The sequence below is a fragment of the Kitasatospora sp. MAA4 genome, assembly GCF_029893355.1.
Taxonomy (GTDB): Bacteria; Actinomycetota; Actinomycetes; order Streptomycetales; family Streptomycetaceae; genus Kitasatospora.
The window spans coordinates 145,034-161,026 of sequence record NZ_JARZAI010000006.1; the positions used below are offsets into that span (position 1 = coordinate 145,034).

Sequence of the window (15,993 nt, forward strand, 5' to 3'; positions counted from 1 at the left end):
GGACGCCCATTTCCGTGCGCAGCGGCACAGAGCGAGCAGGCGAGGACGCCGGCTTCAGCGAGTTCGTGGTGGCCCGGTGGGGATCACTGGTGCAGACCGCCTACCTGCTCACCGGTGACTTCCACGAGGCCGAGGACCTGGTGCAGACCACCCTCGCGAAGGCGTATCCGCACTGGCGGCGGATACGCCCGGACACCGCCGCCAGCTACCTGCGAAGCGCACTGGTGAACAACAACCGCAGCCGGGTCCGGCGGCGAAGGGTCAGCCACCTGCTGACGCCTTTCCTGCCGGACCGCCCGGCACCGGCGGCCGCCCACCCCGGCGAGGACCGCGACCTGCTGGTCGCGGCCCTCGCCGCGCTGCCCGAACGCCAGCGGGCCGTGGTGGTGCTGCGCTACTGGGAGGACCTGAGCCTGGAGCAGGTCGCCGAGGAACTCAGGTGCAGCGTCGGCACGGTGAAGAGCCAGGCGTCCCGTGCGCTGGCCAAGCTGCGCTCCGACCCCGCCCTGCTCGACCACGCCGCCGACCTGTTGGGAGCGACCTCATGACCGATCAACTCCAGGACGCCCTGGCCAGTTCGGCCCGGCGGATCACCCCGTCACCCGCGCCGGTCACCGAGATCGTGCGGTCGGGCCGGGCGCTTCGCACGCGCCGCCGCCGGGTCCGGACCGGCGTCGCGGCCTGCGCACTGGCCGGCGCCCTCGCCCTCTCCTGGAGCCTGAAGGACCTGGCGGGAACACCGGAGCCCCCGCCCCCCGCCGCCGCGGCGACGGTCCCGGGCCAGCTGTCGCAGATCGTGGGCAGCGGCGTGCTGGACGGCACCACCTGGTCGGTCACACTGACCTACTACCCGACCACTCCCCCGGACTTCGTCCCTGGCGAGAAGAGCACAGGCAGCCTGGTCTGCCTGCAAACCACCCTCAACAACCAGCCCACCAGCCCCTACGGCGACTGCGCCGGCGTCAAGGGCCTCACCGCCCCGAACCCCAGCGGCATGTACGGACAGCACATGCTCCCCGACGGCGCCAGCATCTTCATCGCCCAACCCGCCGCCGACGTCGCCACCGCCACCATGAACTTCACCAACACCGCACCCACCACCGCCACCACCGCCACCATCCCCGGCACCGCCTTCACCGCCTACGCCATCCCCATCCCCGCCGCCTCCCACATGCACACCCTCGACGAGTACGACACCCAGCACCACACCGTCGGCCACCAGAACTTCTGACACCGAAGACTCAGGACACCGACGACGCAGTGGGAAGACGAACGGACATGAATGCGAGACGGAAGGCCATTCTGCGTCTCGCGCATCCTCCCTACCGTGGAGTCCACCGAGTTGATCAAATCAACCCGCCAGACCCAGGGAGTCATCATGCGTACGGTCGTCCAGCACTCGTTCGGCGGTCCCGAGGTACTCGAACTCGTCGAGGCCGAGCGCCCGCAGCCGCTCTCGGGCGAGGTGCTCGTCCGGGTGCACGCGAGCGCGCTCAACCCGGTGGACGCGGTCGTCAGGTCGGGGAACTTCCCGCTGCTGGGGGAGCCGCCGTTCGGGGTCGGCTGGGACATCTCCGGCGTGGTCGAGGAGGCCGGCCCGGGGGCCCGCTTCGCGGTCGGCGACGAGGTGTACGGGATGCCGTTCTTCCCGCGCGCCGCGAACGGCTACTCCGACTACGTCGCCGTCCCCTCCCGCCAGGTGGCCCGCAAGCCGGCCTCGCTCGACCACGTGCACGCCGCGGCGCTGCCGCTGGCGGGGCTGACCGCCTGGCAGGGCCTGGTGGACGCGGCCCAACTCGCCGAGGGCGACCGGGTGCTGATCCACCGCGCGGCCGGCGGCGTCGGCCACCTCGCGGTGCAGATCGCCAAGGCCCGCGGGGCCCACGTGATCGCGCTGGCCAGCGAGGGCAAGCACGCGTATCTCCGCGAGCTCGGCGCCGACGAGGTGATCGACTACCGGACCACCGACTTCACCGAGGCGGTGCGGGACCTCGACGTGGTCTTCGACTCCAACGCCCAGGGCGAGCGCTCGCTCAGTGTGCTGCGGCCGGGCGGTGTGCTGGTCACCATCCTGGAGCACGGCAACCCGCAGCTCGCGGCCGCCACCCGGGCGGCGGGGCGGCGCTTCGCCGGGATCTCGGTCGAGCCGGACTACGCCTCGCTGGAGGCGATCACGGCGCTGGTCGACGCCGGGCGGATCCGTCCGTACGTCGCCGAGACCTTCCCGCTCGCCGAGGTGGCCAAGGCGCACGAGCTGCTGGAGACCGGCCGCACCCAGGGCAAGATCGTCCTGACCCTCTAAGACCGACCGGCAATTGGGGGGTGGGTGAAGGAGCGGGTCGAGGGCCGAGTCTGGGCGGCGCCGACGAAGGAGTCCATGCGGAGCATCGGCGACTGAGGAGAAGCCGTCCAGGCGAGAGCCATCGGGCCGCGACGCCGCCCCCCAATTGCCGGTCGGTCTACAGTCTGGAGCGACAGATGGACATCCTCACCGAGGCGTTGGCGTCGATGCGGACCGGACGGCCGGCCTCGGTGCGCACCGACGGCCGCGCGCCGTGGGGGCTGCGGCTGCCACCGGTGGCGGGGGCGGGATTCCATGTGGTGCTGCACGGCACCTGCTGGCTGATCCCGCTGTCGGAGGCGGCCGAACCCCTGGAGCCGATCGCCCTGGGACCGGGCGACGTGGTGTTCCTGCGGGACGGCCGCGGCCACATCCTCGCCGACGACCCCGCCTCCCCCGCCGCCGAGGCCCGGCCCGAGCAGTACTGCGAAGGCGGGCCGATCGGGTCGGTCTCGGTCGGCGGCGACGGCCCGCGCACCAGCCTGCTCTGCGGCAGCTACCACCTGGACCAGGGCCGCCCGCACCCGCTGGTCCGCCAGCTGCCCGAGGTGATCCACCTGCCGGCCCGGCACGGGCGGCGCACCGAACTGGCCGCCGCCGTCCAGCTGCTCGGCGCGGAGCTGGACAACCCGCGGATCGGCTCGGACGGGATCGTGCCGGCGCTGATCGACTCGCTGCTGCTCTACATCCTGCGGGCCTGGCTGGAGGAGCAGCCCGACTCCGCCGCCGACGGCTGGGTCGCCGCGCTGCGCGATCCGGCGGTCGCGCCGGCCCTGGCGGCGATCCACGACGATCCGTCGGCGCCCTGGACCGTCGAGTCGCTGGCCACCCGGGCCGGCCTCTCCCGGGCGGCCTTCGCCCGGCGGTTCGCCGCCCTGGTCGGCGAACCGCCGCTCTCCTACCTGAAGAGCTGGCGGATGACCCGGGCGGCCGAGCTGCTGCGGGAGGCCGACGTCCCGCTCAGCGCGGTGGCCGCCCAGGCCGGCTACGGCTCGGAGTTCGCCTTCGGCAAGGCCTTCAAGCGCGCCTACGGCCAGGCCCCCGGCAGCTACCGCCGCCAGGCCCAAACCGCCTAACACCCCCTTACCCCCGCGGCGCGACCAACTCGATCTCCCGCGCCGACTCGTCACCGGGGACCGGCACCGTGACCCCGCTCGGCACGAAGCCGACCTTCGCGTAGAACGCCTGGGCCCGGAGGTTCTTCTCGTGCGTGTAGAGCCGGACCCGCTCCACCCGCGGTTCGGGCAGCGCCCAGGACCACGCCACAGCAGCCCGGAAGAGCTCCTCCGCCAGACCGCTGCCCCGCGCCTCCGGCCGTACGTAGACCCCGACGATGTGCGCCTGCGGCACGCTCGGCGGCCCCCCGAAGGCCGCCTCGTCGCCGGGCAGTTCGACGAGCACGGTGACCGTGCCCAGCCAGCGCCCGGCCGCGTCCTGCCCGATGAACTGGCGCACCGTCCGCCCCTCCTCGGCGGCCGCACAACGGTCCCGCCAGACCTGCTCGGGTCGCGCCACGGCGGCCTCATAGGTGTCCAGGAAGGCGAGGTGCGCGTCCGGATCCTGCAACGCGGCCAGCCGGATCTCCCTGGCCAGCGGCCATTCCTCGGACCGGACGGGGCGAACGGTATAGGTCATCCGCCGATCCTCGACCGACCCCGACGGCACCCGCAACCGGAATTCCCCCGGCCGTCGGCGACACTTCCCACCAAACCGGATAATAACTGGCCGTTTCGCAGCCCCAGCTGGAACGATCCGGGCATGTCACGAACCTTCGAGGAACTGGTCGCCGAGGCCGAGTCGGTCTCCGTGGCCGGCTGGGACTTCTCCTGGCTGGACGGACGGGCCCGCGAGGAGCGCCCCTCCTGGGGCTACCAGCGCCTGATGAGCGAGCGGCTGGCCCACGCCACCGCCTCCCTGGACATCCAGACCGGCGGCGGCGAAGTCCTCGCGGGCGCAGCGAGGTTTCCCCCGCTGGCGGCGGCCACCGAGTCCTGGCCGCCGAACGTCGAGAAGGCCACCCGACTGCTCCACCCGCGCGGCGTCGTGGTGGTCGCGGACGCCGACGAGCCGCCGCTGCCCTTCGCCGACGACGCCTTCGACCTGGTGACCAGCCGTCACCCGGTGACCGTCTGGTGGGAGGAGATCGCCCGCGTGCTGCGTCCCGGCGGCAGCTATCTCTCCCAACAGGTCGGCCCGTCCAGCGTCTTCGAACTGGTCGAGTACTTCCTCGGCCCGCAGCCCGAGAAGGTCCGCCGCGGCCGCCACCCCGACGACGCCCGCCAAGCCGCCGAGGCGGCCGGCCTGCGCGTGGTCGACCTCCGCTCGGAGTCGCTGCGCACCGAGTTCAACGACATCGGCGCAGTGATCTACTTCCTGCGCAAGGTGATCTGGATGGTCCCCGACTTCACCGTCGACCGCTACCGCGACCAACTCCGCCGCCTGCACGACCAGATCCGCCACCACGGCCCCTTCGTCGCCCACACCACCCGTTTCCTGATCGAGGCCCGCAACTGACCGCCGCTCTCACGCCTCGCCCTCGGCCTCCACGTGCGGCACGATCCGGTCCAGCCAGCGCGGCAGCCACCAGGCGTGCCGCCCGAGCAGGGTCATCACCGCGGGGACGAGCAGCAGGCGGACCACGGTGGCGTCTACCAGCACGCTGACCGAGAGGCCCAGGCCCAGCATCTTGACCACGATGTTGTGGCTGAGGATGAACGCCGCGAAGACGCTGACCATGATCAGCGCGGCGCAGGTGATCACCCGTGCGGTGATCTCCAGCCCGTGCGCGACGCTGCCCTTGCTGTCCTGGGTGCGCAGCCAGGTCTCGTGCACCCGGGACAGCAGGAAGACCTCGTAGTCCATGCTCAGCCCGAAGACGATGGCGAACATCATCATCGGCACGTAGCTCTCGATCGGCACCGTGCCGGAGACCCCGAGCGCGGGCCCGCCCCAGCCCCACTGGAAGACCGCGACCACCACACCGTAGGAGGCCGCGATCGACAGCAGGTTGAGCACGGCGGCCTTGACCGCCACCAGCAGCCCGCGGAACACCATCAGGATGATCAGGAAGGCCAGCCCGACCACCACCGCGATGATCACCGGCAGCCGCGCGGAGATCAGTTCCAGGAAGTCCTCCTGGGCCGCGGTCGTCCCGGTCAGGTAGGCCTTGGCGGCGGTGCCGGACACCGCCTGCGGCAGCACGTCGTCCTTGAGGTGGTTGAACAGCCGGGTGGTGGCCTGGTCCTGCGGCGCGGCGGTGGAGATCGCGGTGCCCACCAGCGCCTGACCGTCGCTGGTGGGCTGCAACGGGCTGATGCTCGCCGCGTCGGGCACCCCGGTGAGAGCGGTCTGGAGCTTGCCGGCGAGTGCGGCGCGGTCGGCGGAGGGCACCGCGCTCTGGTCGACCACGATGGTGAGCGGGCCGTTGGCCCCCGGCCCGAAGCCCTCGGAGATCAGGTCGTACGCGCGGCGGTCGGTGAAGCTGGTGGGGTCCGCGCCGTCGCCGATGTGCCCGAGTCTGATCGAGAACAGCGGGATCGCCAGGATCCCGATCACCACCACGCCCCCGGCCAGGAACCACCACGGCCGGCGCTCCACCCGCTGGGCGTACCGGTGCCAGCCGCCCTGCTCCGTCGAGCCCGCCTCCGCGCCGCCCTCGGCGACCGGCGGGCGCACCTGGAGGCGGTCGATCCGCCGGCCGACCAGGCCGAGCAGCGCCGGGACCAGGGTGAGCGCGCCGAGCACCGCGGTGACCACGGTGACCGCGGCGGCGGCACCCAGCTTGCCGATGAAGCTGACCCGGGAGACGTACAGCCCGGCCAGCGCGACGATCACCGTGCAGCCGGAGACCAGCACCGCGCGCCCGCTGGTCGCCACCGCCCGGCCTGCGCCCGTCACCGGATCGGCGCCGTCGATCAGCTGCTGCCGGTGCCGGGTGATCAGGAAGAGGGCGTAGTCGATGCCGACGCCGAGGCCGATCATGGTGGCCAGGGTCGGCGACACGCTCGCGAAGGTGAAGGCGGCGGCCAGCAGGCTCAGGCAACTCAGTCCGACGATCACACTGATCAGCGCGGTGACCAGCGGTAGCCCGGCGGCGATCACGCTGCCGAACCCGATCAGCAGCACCACGATCGCGACGGCGAACCCGATCGCCTCGCTGCTCAGGTCCGCGGCCTTGGGCCGGGCGAGCTCGCCGAGCGGCCCGCCGTACTCGACATCGACGCCGGCGGCCCGGATCGGCGCCACGGCCTCGTCGATCCCGGTGAGGTACGAGTGCCCCAGCGAGGTGGGGTTGGTGTCGAAGCGGACGGTGATGTAGCCGATCGTCCCGTCCTGGGAGACCGCGTTGGCAGGCGGCGGCGAGGTCTGCCCGGGCGAGGGCAGCGGGTCCACCGCGGCCAGCACGTGCGGGAGCTTCTGCAGCGAGGCGACCGCCTGGCCGACCTGGTCCTCGACGCCGGTGAGCGGGCCCTTCGGGTCGTGCAGGACGATCTGCGCGCTGATCCCGCCCGCGCTCGGCGCGTGCGCGCTGAGCACGTCCAGCCCCTGGTGCGACTGGGTGCCGGGCAGTGAGAAGTCGTCGGAGTAGGTGCCGCCCACGGTGTTCTGCAAGGCGTGCAGACCACCGAGGGCGACCAGCCAGAGGACGATGACCACGACGAAGTGGCGCGCGCACCACTCACCCAGCGCGTGCAGTCCGCGCACCCTGCCCGCAGCGTTCGACGTGGTCATCCGCGTCCTCCCAAGAGTTGTCGTGGTGTCTGAATGAACCCGCTCGTCAGGCGGGCACCGCCCACTGCTGCGCGGCACTCCCGTTGCAGTCCCAGATCTGCAGCTTGGTCCCGCTCGCGCTGTTGCTCTGCGGCACGTCCAGGCAGCGTCCGGACGGCGGGTTCAGCAGCGCTCCACCGGCCCGCGGCCACCACTGCTGGGCGCCCGTCCCGTTGCAGGTCCACAGCTGGACCTTGGTCCCGGCGGCCACGTCGCTGCTGCTGATGTCCAGGCACTTGCCCAGCGCCTGCACCGAGCCGTCCGGCGCCACCGTCCAGTGCTGAGCGGCGGTGCCGTCGCAGTCCCAGAGCTGGACGGCCGTGCCGTCCTTGGTCGCGCCGGCCTCGACGTCCAGGCACTTCCCGGCCAGGCCGGTGACCTGGCCGCTGTGCGCGACGGCCGGTCCGACGTCGAAGGACGGCGGCGCGTCCTGCGGTGCGCGACCCCAACCGGGGTCGGGGTCCGCTGCCAGGGTGTACTCCAGCGTGCCGCCCGAGGAGACCAACTGCTCGTCCGTCCACGGGCGCTGGGAGTCAGCGCCGTTCACGCGCAGCCCGTGCACGTACCGGACGGCGTCCGAGGCGCCCGGCGCGCTGATGTCGATCGAGACGCCGTTGCCGCGGGTGACGGTGATCTGCGGGAAGAGCGGGCTGGCGAGCACCAGTTCCGCGCGGCCCGGGACCTGCGGGTACATGCCGAGCGCGGCCCACACCACCCAGGAGGACATCTCGCCGAGGTCGTCGTTGCCGGGCTCGCCGTCGGGGGCGTCGGAGAACAGCGTGGTGACGATCCGCCGCACCACGTCCTGCGTGCGGTCCGGGCGGCCGGCGTAGTCGTACACCCAGGGGGTGTTGAACGAGGGCTCGTTGCCCATGTACGCGTTGGGCGCGTTCGGGCCGGCGTCGAGCTTCTGGAAGAAGCCGTCCAGACGGCTGGTCACCACGCCGTCGCCGCCGATCGCGTCGAAGAGCCCGCGCTGGTTGTAGGGGACCATCCAGGTGTACTGCGCGCTGTCGCCCTCGACGAAGCCGTCCTGCCAGGTGGGGTCGAAGTTGGGCCAGCTGTGGTCGCCGTTGCGCGGCTGGATGTAGTGGCTGGTGGTGTTGAAGAGGTTGCGCCAGTTCGCCGAGCGGTGCAGGAAGGCGTCGTGCGTGTCGGTGTCGCCGAGCCGCCCGGCCAGCTGGGCGAGCGCGAAGTCCGAACTCGCGTACTCCAGCGTGTCGGAGGCCGTCCAGTACTCCCCGTCGGTGCCCACCGTGACGAAGCCCTCCGCGTCGTACGGCGCCATGCCGCCGCGCTGGCGCTGGTCCCGGGTGCCGGCAACCGCGCGGCGGACCAGGTCGGAGGCGTCGAAGTCGGTCCCGCCGAAGGCGTGGATGTCGGAGGCGATGATCGGCAGCGGGTCGCCGATCATCACGCCGGTCGGCCCGTTCGCCAGCGTCCAGCGGTCGAAGTACCCGGCCTGGGCGCCCTGGTTGAGCACCGACTGGGCGATGTCCGAGGCCTGTTGGGGCGCCAGCAGGGCGAGCAGCTGGACCTGCGAGCGGTAGACGTCCCAGCCGGAGAAGTCGGCGTACTGGACGTGCCCGCGCGCGGTCGTGTGCACCGCGCCGTCGAAGCCCGGGTAGCGGCCGTCCACGTCGCTCAGTACGGCGGGGGCCAGCGTCGCGTGGTAGAGCGCGGTGTAGAAGGTCCGCAGCTCCTGCGCGTTGTCGCCGGCGACGGCGATCCGGCCGAGCATGTCGTTCCAGGCGGCCCGGCTCCCGGCCTTCACCTGGTCGAAGCTGTTCCCGCCCTGCTCGGCGGTGAGGTTGGCCCAGGCGTTGTCGGCGCTGACGAAGGAGAGGCCGACCTTCGCCGTCACCGAGCGGTTGGTGCTGGTGTCGAAGGAGACCAGGGCCATCGCGTTCGAGGCGGTCTCGGCCAGCTCGGGACGGACCGGGCGGGCCTGCCGCGGCCGGCTGCCGGTACCGCCGCCGGGGCCCTCGATCGGCTTGTCGGGCTGCGAGGCGACGCCGTCGGTCCGCCCGCTCGCGGTCTTCCGGGTGGTGTCCAGGATCCCGTTGGAGACGATGCCCGCCTTGCTGAACGGACGGTCGAACACCGCGGTGAAGTAGATCCGGTAGTGGTTGCCGGTCCCGCAGAACCCGCCGCTGTCGGTGTAGCCGGAGACCCGGTCGGCGCCGATCGTCACCGACCCCGAGGCGCTGTTGAACGCCTTGCCCGCGTCGATGGTGAGTGAGGCCGTCTGACCCGCCGGGTAGCTGATGCGGGCGATGCCCGAGCGCTGGGTGGCGGCCAGCTCGGTGGTCACCCCGTTGTCGAAGGTGACCGCGTACGCACCCGGGGAGGCCGACTCGTTGGCGTGCGTGAAGGTGGAGTGGCCGACCGGGGTGCTGCCCAGCACCGGCATGAAGGGGATGTTGCCGTAGTCGCCGCAGCCGGCCCCCGAGATGTGGGTGAGGCTGAAGCCGCGGATCCGGTTGTCGTTGTACTGGTAGCCGCCGTGCTGGTAGTCGACGGTGTCCGGGCTCCACTGGACCATGCCCAGCGGGGCGGTGGCGCCGGGGAAGGTGTTGCCGGCGCCACCGCCGTTCCCGAAGTCCGGGGCACCCTGCTTGGTGCCGACGAACGGGTTGACGTACTGGGCCGGGTCGCTGACAGTGGCGCGGACCGTGCGGCCACCGCGCGCCGGCGCGGCGCCGGCAGGCCCGGCGACCGAGCCGGCCAGCAGGGCGGCACAGGCTGTCAGTGCGATCGCACCCAGCCGCCCAGTCGTGACAATCTGACGAGCGCTCATATACTCATCGTGACGGCAGCGCCCAGCCCGGCCGGCCAGGACAGGCGCACAGTCACCCATCCGGCCGATCCGGCCTACAGTTTTGTAGGACTGACCCGGCCGGGAGGGAATCGATCATGGCGGACATCGGGAAACACACCGTTGGGACCGAGAGCGCCGAGGCGCGGCTGATCGCGGAGGCCCGCAAGGCCTTCTTCGTGATGTTCGGGTTCCTCTGCCTGATCTGGGCCGTCCAGATCGGGAACTGGTCGGACAGCGGCCTCCTGGTCGAGCGCTTCGGGATCCAGGCGCACCAGCTGGACCGGCTGCCGGACGTGTTCACCGCGCCCTTCCTGCACCTGAGCTGGCAGCACCTGGAGGGCAACTCGGGCCCGCTCTTCGTCTTCGGCTTCCTGGCGGCCTACCGCGGGGTCAAGAAGTTCCTCGCGCTCACCCTGCTGATCACGCTGACCAGCGGACTCGCGGTCTGGGTCTTCGAGCGCAGCGACATCGTCACGGTCGGCGCCAGCGGACTGATCTTCGGCTACTTCGGCTACGTGGTGCTGCGCGGCCTCTTCGACCGCCACCTGATCGACAGCCTGATCGGCCTGGTGATGGGCGCCTCGTTCGCCTATATCGTCACGCTGGCCGTCCCGGGGACGCCGGGGATCAGCTGGCTCGGCCACCTCGGCGGCCTGGTCGGCGGGCTCGCCGGGGCCTGGCTGTTTCGCGAGCGCGGCCCCCGCGCGGCGCGCGAACCCCGTGAACCGCGCGAGGTCCGTACGAAGAGCCCCGCCCTTCCCGCCCAGTCCTCCCCAGCGCCCGGCTCCCGCGCCGACCTGCTCAAGGAACTCGACGACCTCGGCCTCTGACGACCCGGCACAGGTATAGACCATCCTGGAGCGGGCGGCTAGCGTGGGCCTCCCGCCCCCGTCCAGCCCCCTCTGCCCCGGAGCCGCGCCGTGCAGTCCTCCGTCCTCGCCTTCGCCACCGACCTGATCGACGAGGGTGCGGACGGCTTCTTCGGGAACCTCACCGACCGGGCCGGCGTCGGCGGCGTCACCCTGGCGTCCGTCTACCACGAGGCCCGCGACGTCTTCCCGCACAACCCGCACCGGGTGATCCGCTACCTGGAGCCCGGCGCGGCGTACTTCCAGCCCGACCCGGCCCGCTGGGCCGGCCGCCGACTGGTGCCCCGGGCGGCCGCGGCGATCGGCGAGCGCGACCCGTTCGCGGAGGCCGCCGAGGAGGCCGGCCGGCGCGGGCTCAAGCTGCACGCCTGGACCGTCTTCTGCCACAACGACCGGCTCGGCTTCCAGCAGCCCGACTGCACCCCCGCCAACGCCTTCGGCGACCGCCACCTCACCGAACTCTGCCCGGCCAACCCGGAGGTCCGCGCGTACGCCGGCACGCTGGTGGACGAACTGGCCCGGTACGGCGTCGACGCGATCCGCGCCGAGTCGCTGCACTTCCACGGCCTGCGGCACGGCTACCACCACGAGCGCTACTTCGAGAAGCTCGGCCCGGTGACCGAGGCGCTGCTCGGCATCTGCTTCTGCCCGCACTGCCTGGCCGCCGCCGACGCACTGGGCGTCCCGGCCGCCGAGGTGCGCCGCGTCGCCGCCGCGGAGATCCGCCGCCGGCTGACCGACGAGCAGGCCGCCGCCCAGCCCGCCGCCCTGGACCAGCTCGCGGGCGGCGCACTGGCCGCGTACATCGACGCCGGGACGACCACGGTCACCTCGCTCACCGCCGAACTGGCCGAGCGGGCCGAGCAGCACGGCATGCGGCTGACCTTCATGGACGGCAGCGGCCCCGGCGCCGGCTGGCTTTCCGGCATCGACCTGCCCGCACTGGCCGCCACCGGCGTGCAGATCGAGACGCTCGGCTACGCCAAGACCCCGGAGGCGGTCCGCGAGAAGGTCGCCGCCTTCGCCCTGCACGGCGTCCGGCCGGCCGACCTGGCCGTGATCCTGCGCCCGATGGCCCAGGACTGCGACGGCGTGGCCAACCTGGCCGCGAAGATCAACGTGCTGCGCGAACTGGGCGTCCCCGAGGTCGAGTTCTACAACTACGGCCTGATGCGGCTCTCCTCCATGGACCGGATCGGAGCCGCACTGCGCGGCTAGGCGAACACCGCCCGGTGTGACATTCACCATCAAACCGCCGCAATCCCGCGACCCGGACAACCCGACGACCACTGCGGCACACCGGTGCTTCGTCCACTGTTCGCGCCATAGACGCAGGTCGGACACCCCAACCGGAACGCGGGACGCCGAGCTTGCTGTGCCACGCCCCGCCGGAACGGTAGGCTTTCCGTGTGATCTTCAAGCGCATCGGCAACGGGCGGCCGTACCCGGATCACGGCCGGACCAGCACCCGCCAGTGGGCGGACGTCGCCCCTCGCCCGGTGCGACTGGACCAGCTGGTGACCACCAAGGGCCAGTTGGATCTGGAAACCCTTCTGGCCGAGGATTCGACCTTCTACGGGGACCTCTTCGCCCACGTGGTGAAGTGGCACGGAGACCTGTACCTGGAGGACGGGCTGCACCGCGCGGTGCGCGCCGCCCTGCAGCAGCGTCAGGTGCTGCACGCCCGCGTGCTCGAAATGGAATAGCCACCCCTCCTCCCTTTCCTCCCCCTCCTCCCCTCCTCCCACAGTCCTCATGGCGATCGTCCATGAGGACTGTCCTGTCAACACCCGCCTCACCCGGACGGCGGGCGAACGGGTCGTCAGTACACCCTTTCGAGTGTCCCTCTGCGCCAAATGATGATCATTTATTACCTTCATGTCGCAAACCGGACTAGGCTGCTGACCACGGCAGCGCCACGCTCCGGGTTTCCGGATTCTCCGCCTCGGTGGCCGCATTCCTCGCCCGCCACCAAGGCTGCCCTTCCACCAAGGGGAGACAGACTGTGAGCATGTTGACTCCCCAGGGTTTGAAGGGGAAGCAGTTCCGGGTCACCGGCACCAGCTACCCGCGCCTGGGCCCGCCGCCCCGCCGCGGCCGACGGATCATGATGATCGTCAGCTCGATGCTCGCCCTGGCGCTGATCGCGCTGGGCGGCGTCCAGCTGGTCGGCATCTTCACCGGCAAGGCCAAGCACGGCGCCGCGCAGGCCTGCGCGTCCGTACCGCCCTCGGGCAAGCCGCTGGCCGCCCCGATCGCCGCCACCGGCTCACCCGCCGCTTCCGCCTCCGCTTCCCCCTCCGCGGGTGAGACGGCCGGGGCCTCGCCCGCCGTCTCCGCCCCGCCGCTGCCGGTCGCCGCGGCCAGCGCCATCCCGCAGCCGCAGACCGTCACGGTGAACGTCTACAACGCCACCGACAAGGCCGGCCTGGCAGCCCGGACGGCCGACGAGCTCAAGAAGCGCGGCTTCACCGTCGGCAAGGTCGGCAACGCCCCGTCGGCCCTGGACAAGAAGCTGCCCGGCACCGCCGAACTGATCGCCGGCCCGGCCGGGATCGGCGCGGCGACCCTGCTCGGCTCCCAGGTCGCCGGCGCCGCCTCGATGGCGGACGCCCGGACCGACGGCAGCGTGGACTTCGTCGTCGGCGACGCGTACACCGCCCTGCTCGACCCGACCGCAGCAGCCGCCGCGCTGGCTCAGGCACTGAAGCCCTCGCCGTCCGCCTCCCCGGGCCCCGGCAGCTGCTGACCGCCACCACACACGACTGAGGGCCCCAGCTCCACCGAGCTGAGGCCCTCACCATGTCCGTTCCTTTTTCCTCAGCCCGCGGTGCCGTAGAGGCGGTCCCCGGCGTCCCCGAGGCCCGGCACGATGTAACCGTTCTCGTTCAGGCGCTCGTCCAGTGCGGCGGTGACCACCGTGACCGGCAGACCCGCCAGTTCCTTCTCCAGCACCTCGATGCCCTCGGGCGCCGCCAGCAGCACCACGGCGGTGACGTCGGTGGCGCCGCGCTCGATCAGCAGCCGGATCGCGGCGACCAGCGTGCCGCCGGTGGCCAGCATCGGGTCCAGCACGTACACCTGACGGCCGGAGAGGTCGTCCGGCATCCGGGTGGCGTACGTGGAGGCCTCCAGGGTCTCCTCGTTGCGCACCATGCCCAGGAAGCCGACCTCGGCGGTCGGCAGCAGCCGGGTCATGCCGTCCAGCATGCCGAGGCCGGCCCGCAGGATCGGCACCACCAGCGGGCGCGGGTAGCTGAGCCGGGTGCCGAGCGTGACCGCGACGGGGGTGGTGATCTCGACCTCGTCGGTCCGCACGTCCCGAGTGGCCTCGTAGGCCAGCAGGGTGACCAGCTCGTCGGTGAGACGACGGAAGGTCGGGGAGTCGGTGCGCTCATCGCGCAGCGTGGAGAGCTTGTGGGCCACCAGGGGGTGGTCGACGACGTGGATCCGCATACTCCCGAGCCTAGCCGCGCCTGGACACCCGTACGACCGCCGCGCCCGCACTCGTCCGCACACCTGTCGTCCCTCGGGTCTCCACAGGTGCCACGGCTCTCCTGTGGTATCAAACCGGGACTTCTGGGAAGGTCAGACCGTATGAAGAGCAACCCGGGCCCGGTCGACGGACCCCCCGAGGAGCCCACCGGCCAGCCGCGCGCCGCACCCTCCGAGACGGAGGCCCAGCGCCGGCGACGGCGGGCCGTCTTCCTGCGCGAGCTCGCCGAGGCCCGCGAACTGCGGGCCCGGGTCCAGCCGCGCAAGACCAAGGAGCGCCGGATGCGCGAGGCTCTGCGCATGCGGACCTTCCGGATCTGAGACCCCGCGCGCCACTCCCGCGCGCCACCCCGACCCCGACACGCCGCCCCGATCTTGCGATTCCGACACGACCTGCAAAGACGCGCTGCCGAACACCCCCCGCAAGGCCAGGCTTTCTGTCACGATGCCGATGGGACGGTCCGAACAGGCGGACCGCCTCTGGTGCGGGGGCGGCCAGACCGCGTTCGCCCGAGATCGCCTACGGCCGAGACCATTTGGGAGTGTCCCTGGTGGCGTACTTCGCTGCAGTGCTTGCTCGCACCGAGGACGGGTGGGATGTGAGCGAGACCGAGTTGGACAGTGTCGAAACTCTTGCCGATCTTGCCGACCTGGCACGCGAAGCGGCAGAGGACGACAACACCGTGCTGGTGTTCATCGAGCAGGAGGACGCGTGGTTCGCCGTCGTCCGGGTGGACGGCGAGGAGGATCCACGGATCTTCGTGTCGGACGCCGCGGCTGCCGCCCGCAGCTCCTACGGGGACGTCGTCCTCACCGAGGAGCTGGTCGGACGGGCCGGCGACAGTGAGTTCGACGACCTCGACAGCCTGGTGACCGAGCTGGAGGACAGTGAGGACGCCGAGGGCGGCGCCGACTCCGACGACGAGGACGAGGACGACGGCCCGGCCACCGGCCCCGGCGGCGTCCCCGTCGGCCCGCTCGGCGACGCCGAGCTGCTGAGCGAGTTCGGGATCTCCGCGCCCGACCTGCTCGGCCTCAGCGGCGAAGGCGCCGAGCCCGGCGAGGCGCTCAGCGAGATCGCCGACGCGCTGGGCTGCGCCGAGGTCCTGGAGGCGGTGCGCTGACGACGGGCGGGGTCGGGACGGGCTGCCGGATATCCGACACTGGTGGGATGCAGCCCCGCCCCGACCTCGCCCCGCTCCCGGCCCCCGTACGCCCCGACCCGGTACGCGACCGCTGGACGGCGCCGATGCGCCTCGCCATCGCCGAGGCCGCCCTGGCCCTGCCCACCGGAGACGTCCCGGTCGGCGCGCTGCTGCTGGCCCCCGACGGCACCGTCCTCGGCCGCGGCCACAACGAACGCGAGGCCGTCGCCGACCCGACCGCCCACGCCGAGATCCAGGCCATCCGCCAGGCCGCCGCCGCCGTCGGCGAGTGGCGCCTGACCGGCTGCACCCTGGTCGTCACCCTCGAACCCTGCACCATGTGCGCCGGCGCCATCGTCCTCTCCCGCATCGACCGCGTCGTCTACGGCGCCCTCGACGAGAAGGCCGGCGCCGCCGGCTCCCTCTTCGACGTGATGCGCGACCGCCGCCTCAACCACCGCCCCGAAGTCATCCCCGGCGTCCTCGCCGACGCCTGCGCCACCCAGCTCCGCACCTTCTTCGACGGCCACCGCTGACCCCGCTCCCACAACG

Annotated in this window: 16 protein-coding genes; 12 read left to right on the forward strand and 4 right to left on the reverse strand. The window is 72.1% G+C overall.

What is annotated here, in order from left to right:
• Window positions 1–14 precede the first annotated feature (14 nt).
• The 4 genes from P3T37_RS10725 (at window position 15) to P3T37_RS10740 (ending at window position 3,417) form a co-directional block, all read left to right on the forward strand.
• Window positions 15–548, forward strand: coding sequence for a SigE family RNA polymerase sigma factor (locus tag P3T37_RS10725; protein ID WP_280723278.1), 534 nt, complete (start codon window positions 15–17; stop codon window positions 546–548).
• The gene (locus tag P3T37_RS10730; protein WP_280723279.1) at window positions 545–1,231 is read left to right on the forward strand and encodes a hypothetical protein; all 687 of its coding nucleotides are present in this window, start codon (window positions 545–547) and stop codon (window positions 1,229–1,231) included. Before P3T37_RS10725 ends, P3T37_RS10730 begins: the two co-directional genes overlap by 4 nt.
• A gap of 147 nt (window positions 1,232–1,378) precedes the next feature.
• Window positions 1,379–2,302: an NADP-dependent oxidoreductase gene (locus P3T37_RS10735; protein ID WP_280723280.1), complete on the forward strand. Its 924-nt coding sequence runs from the start codon at window positions 1,379–1,381 to the stop codon at window positions 2,300–2,302.
• 176 nt (window positions 2,303–2,478) lie between these two features.
• Window positions 2,479–3,417, forward strand: coding sequence for an AraC family transcriptional regulator (locus P3T37_RS10740; RefSeq protein WP_280723281.1), 939 nt, complete (start codon window positions 2,479–2,481; stop codon window positions 3,415–3,417).
• A 7-nt stretch (window positions 3,418–3,424) separates the two neighbouring features.
• Here P3T37_RS10740 and P3T37_RS10745 read toward each other — a convergent pair whose 3' ends face one another.
• On the reverse strand, window positions 3,425–3,976 hold the full coding sequence (locus P3T37_RS10745) for a GNAT family N-acetyltransferase (RefSeq protein WP_280723282.1): 552 nt from the start codon (window positions 3,974–3,976) through the stop codon (window positions 3,425–3,427).
• Between the two features lie 123 nt (window positions 3,977–4,099).
• On the opposite strand from P3T37_RS10745, the gene P3T37_RS10750 reads away from it, so the two are divergent.
• Window positions 4,100–4,855, forward strand: coding sequence for a class I SAM-dependent methyltransferase (locus P3T37_RS10750; RefSeq protein WP_280723283.1), 756 nt, complete (start codon window positions 4,100–4,102; stop codon window positions 4,853–4,855).
• Window positions 4,856–4,864: 9 nt separating this feature from the next.
• On the opposite strand, the gene P3T37_RS10755 is transcribed toward P3T37_RS10750, so the two are convergent.
• Window positions 4,865–7,072, reverse strand: a complete 2,208-nt coding sequence (locus tag P3T37_RS10755) for an MMPL family transporter (RefSeq protein WP_280723284.1) — start codon at window positions 7,070–7,072, stop codon at window positions 4,865–4,867.
• A gap of 46 nt (window positions 7,073–7,118) precedes the next feature.
• Window positions 7,119–9,911 (reverse strand): lectin, encoded by a 2,793-nt coding sequence (locus P3T37_RS10760; RefSeq protein ID WP_280723285.1) that lies wholly within the window; start codon window positions 9,909–9,911, stop codon window positions 7,119–7,121.
• A gap of 116 nt (window positions 9,912–10,027) precedes the next feature.
• Between P3T37_RS10760 and P3T37_RS10765 the strand changes: the two genes are divergently transcribed.
• The 4 genes from P3T37_RS10765 (at window position 10,028) to P3T37_RS10780 (ending at window position 13,550) form a co-directional block, all read left to right on the forward strand.
• Complete coding sequence (locus P3T37_RS10765) at window positions 10,028–10,762, forward strand: rhomboid family intramembrane serine protease (RefSeq protein ID WP_280723286.1); 735 nt, start codon at window positions 10,028–10,030, stop codon at window positions 10,760–10,762.
• 90 nt (window positions 10,763–10,852) lie between these two features.
• Entirely contained in the window at window positions 10,853–12,019 is a 1,167-nt protein-coding gene (locus P3T37_RS10770; RefSeq protein ID WP_280723287.1) for a hypothetical protein, read from the forward strand.
• A 191-nt stretch (window positions 12,020–12,210) separates the two neighbouring features.
• Window positions 12,211–12,507 carry a type II toxin-antitoxin system VapB family antitoxin gene (locus P3T37_RS10775; protein ID WP_030061387.1) on the forward strand — a complete coding sequence of 99 codons (297 nt, stop codon included), beginning with the start codon at window positions 12,211–12,213 and terminating at the stop codon, window positions 12,505–12,507.
• Window positions 12,508–12,812: 305 nt separating this feature from the next.
• Window positions 12,813–13,550, forward strand: coding sequence for a LytR C-terminal domain-containing protein (locus tag P3T37_RS10780; RefSeq protein ID WP_280723288.1), 738 nt, complete (start codon window positions 12,813–12,815; stop codon window positions 13,548–13,550).
• Window positions 13,551–13,621: 71 nt separating this feature from the next.
• On the opposite strand, the gene upp is transcribed toward P3T37_RS10780, so the two are convergent.
• On the reverse strand, window positions 13,622–14,257 hold the full coding sequence (gene upp / locus P3T37_RS10785; RefSeq protein WP_280723289.1) for a uracil phosphoribosyltransferase: 636 nt from the start codon (window positions 14,255–14,257) through the stop codon (window positions 13,622–13,624).
• A gap of 141 nt (window positions 14,258–14,398) precedes the next feature.
• Between upp and P3T37_RS10790 the strand changes: the two genes are divergently transcribed.
• The 3 genes from P3T37_RS10790 to tadA all read left to right on the forward strand — a co-directional run bounded on the left by P3T37_RS10790 (window position 14,399) and on the right by tadA (window position 15,977).
• On the forward strand, window positions 14,399–14,617 hold the full coding sequence (locus tag P3T37_RS10790; protein ID WP_280723290.1) for a hypothetical protein: 219 nt from the start codon (window positions 14,399–14,401) through the stop codon (window positions 14,615–14,617).
• 230 nt (window positions 14,618–14,847) lie between these two features.
• Entirely contained in the window at window positions 14,848–15,420 is a 573-nt protein-coding gene (locus P3T37_RS10795; RefSeq protein WP_280723291.1) for a hypothetical protein, read from the forward strand.
• A 47-nt stretch (window positions 15,421–15,467) separates the two neighbouring features.
• The gene (tadA, locus tag P3T37_RS10800) at window positions 15,468–15,977 is read left to right on the forward strand and encodes a tRNA adenosine(34) deaminase TadA (protein ID WP_280723292.1); all 510 of its coding nucleotides are present in this window, start codon (window positions 15,468–15,470) and stop codon (window positions 15,975–15,977) included.
• Window positions 15,978–15,993 lie beyond the last annotated feature (16 nt).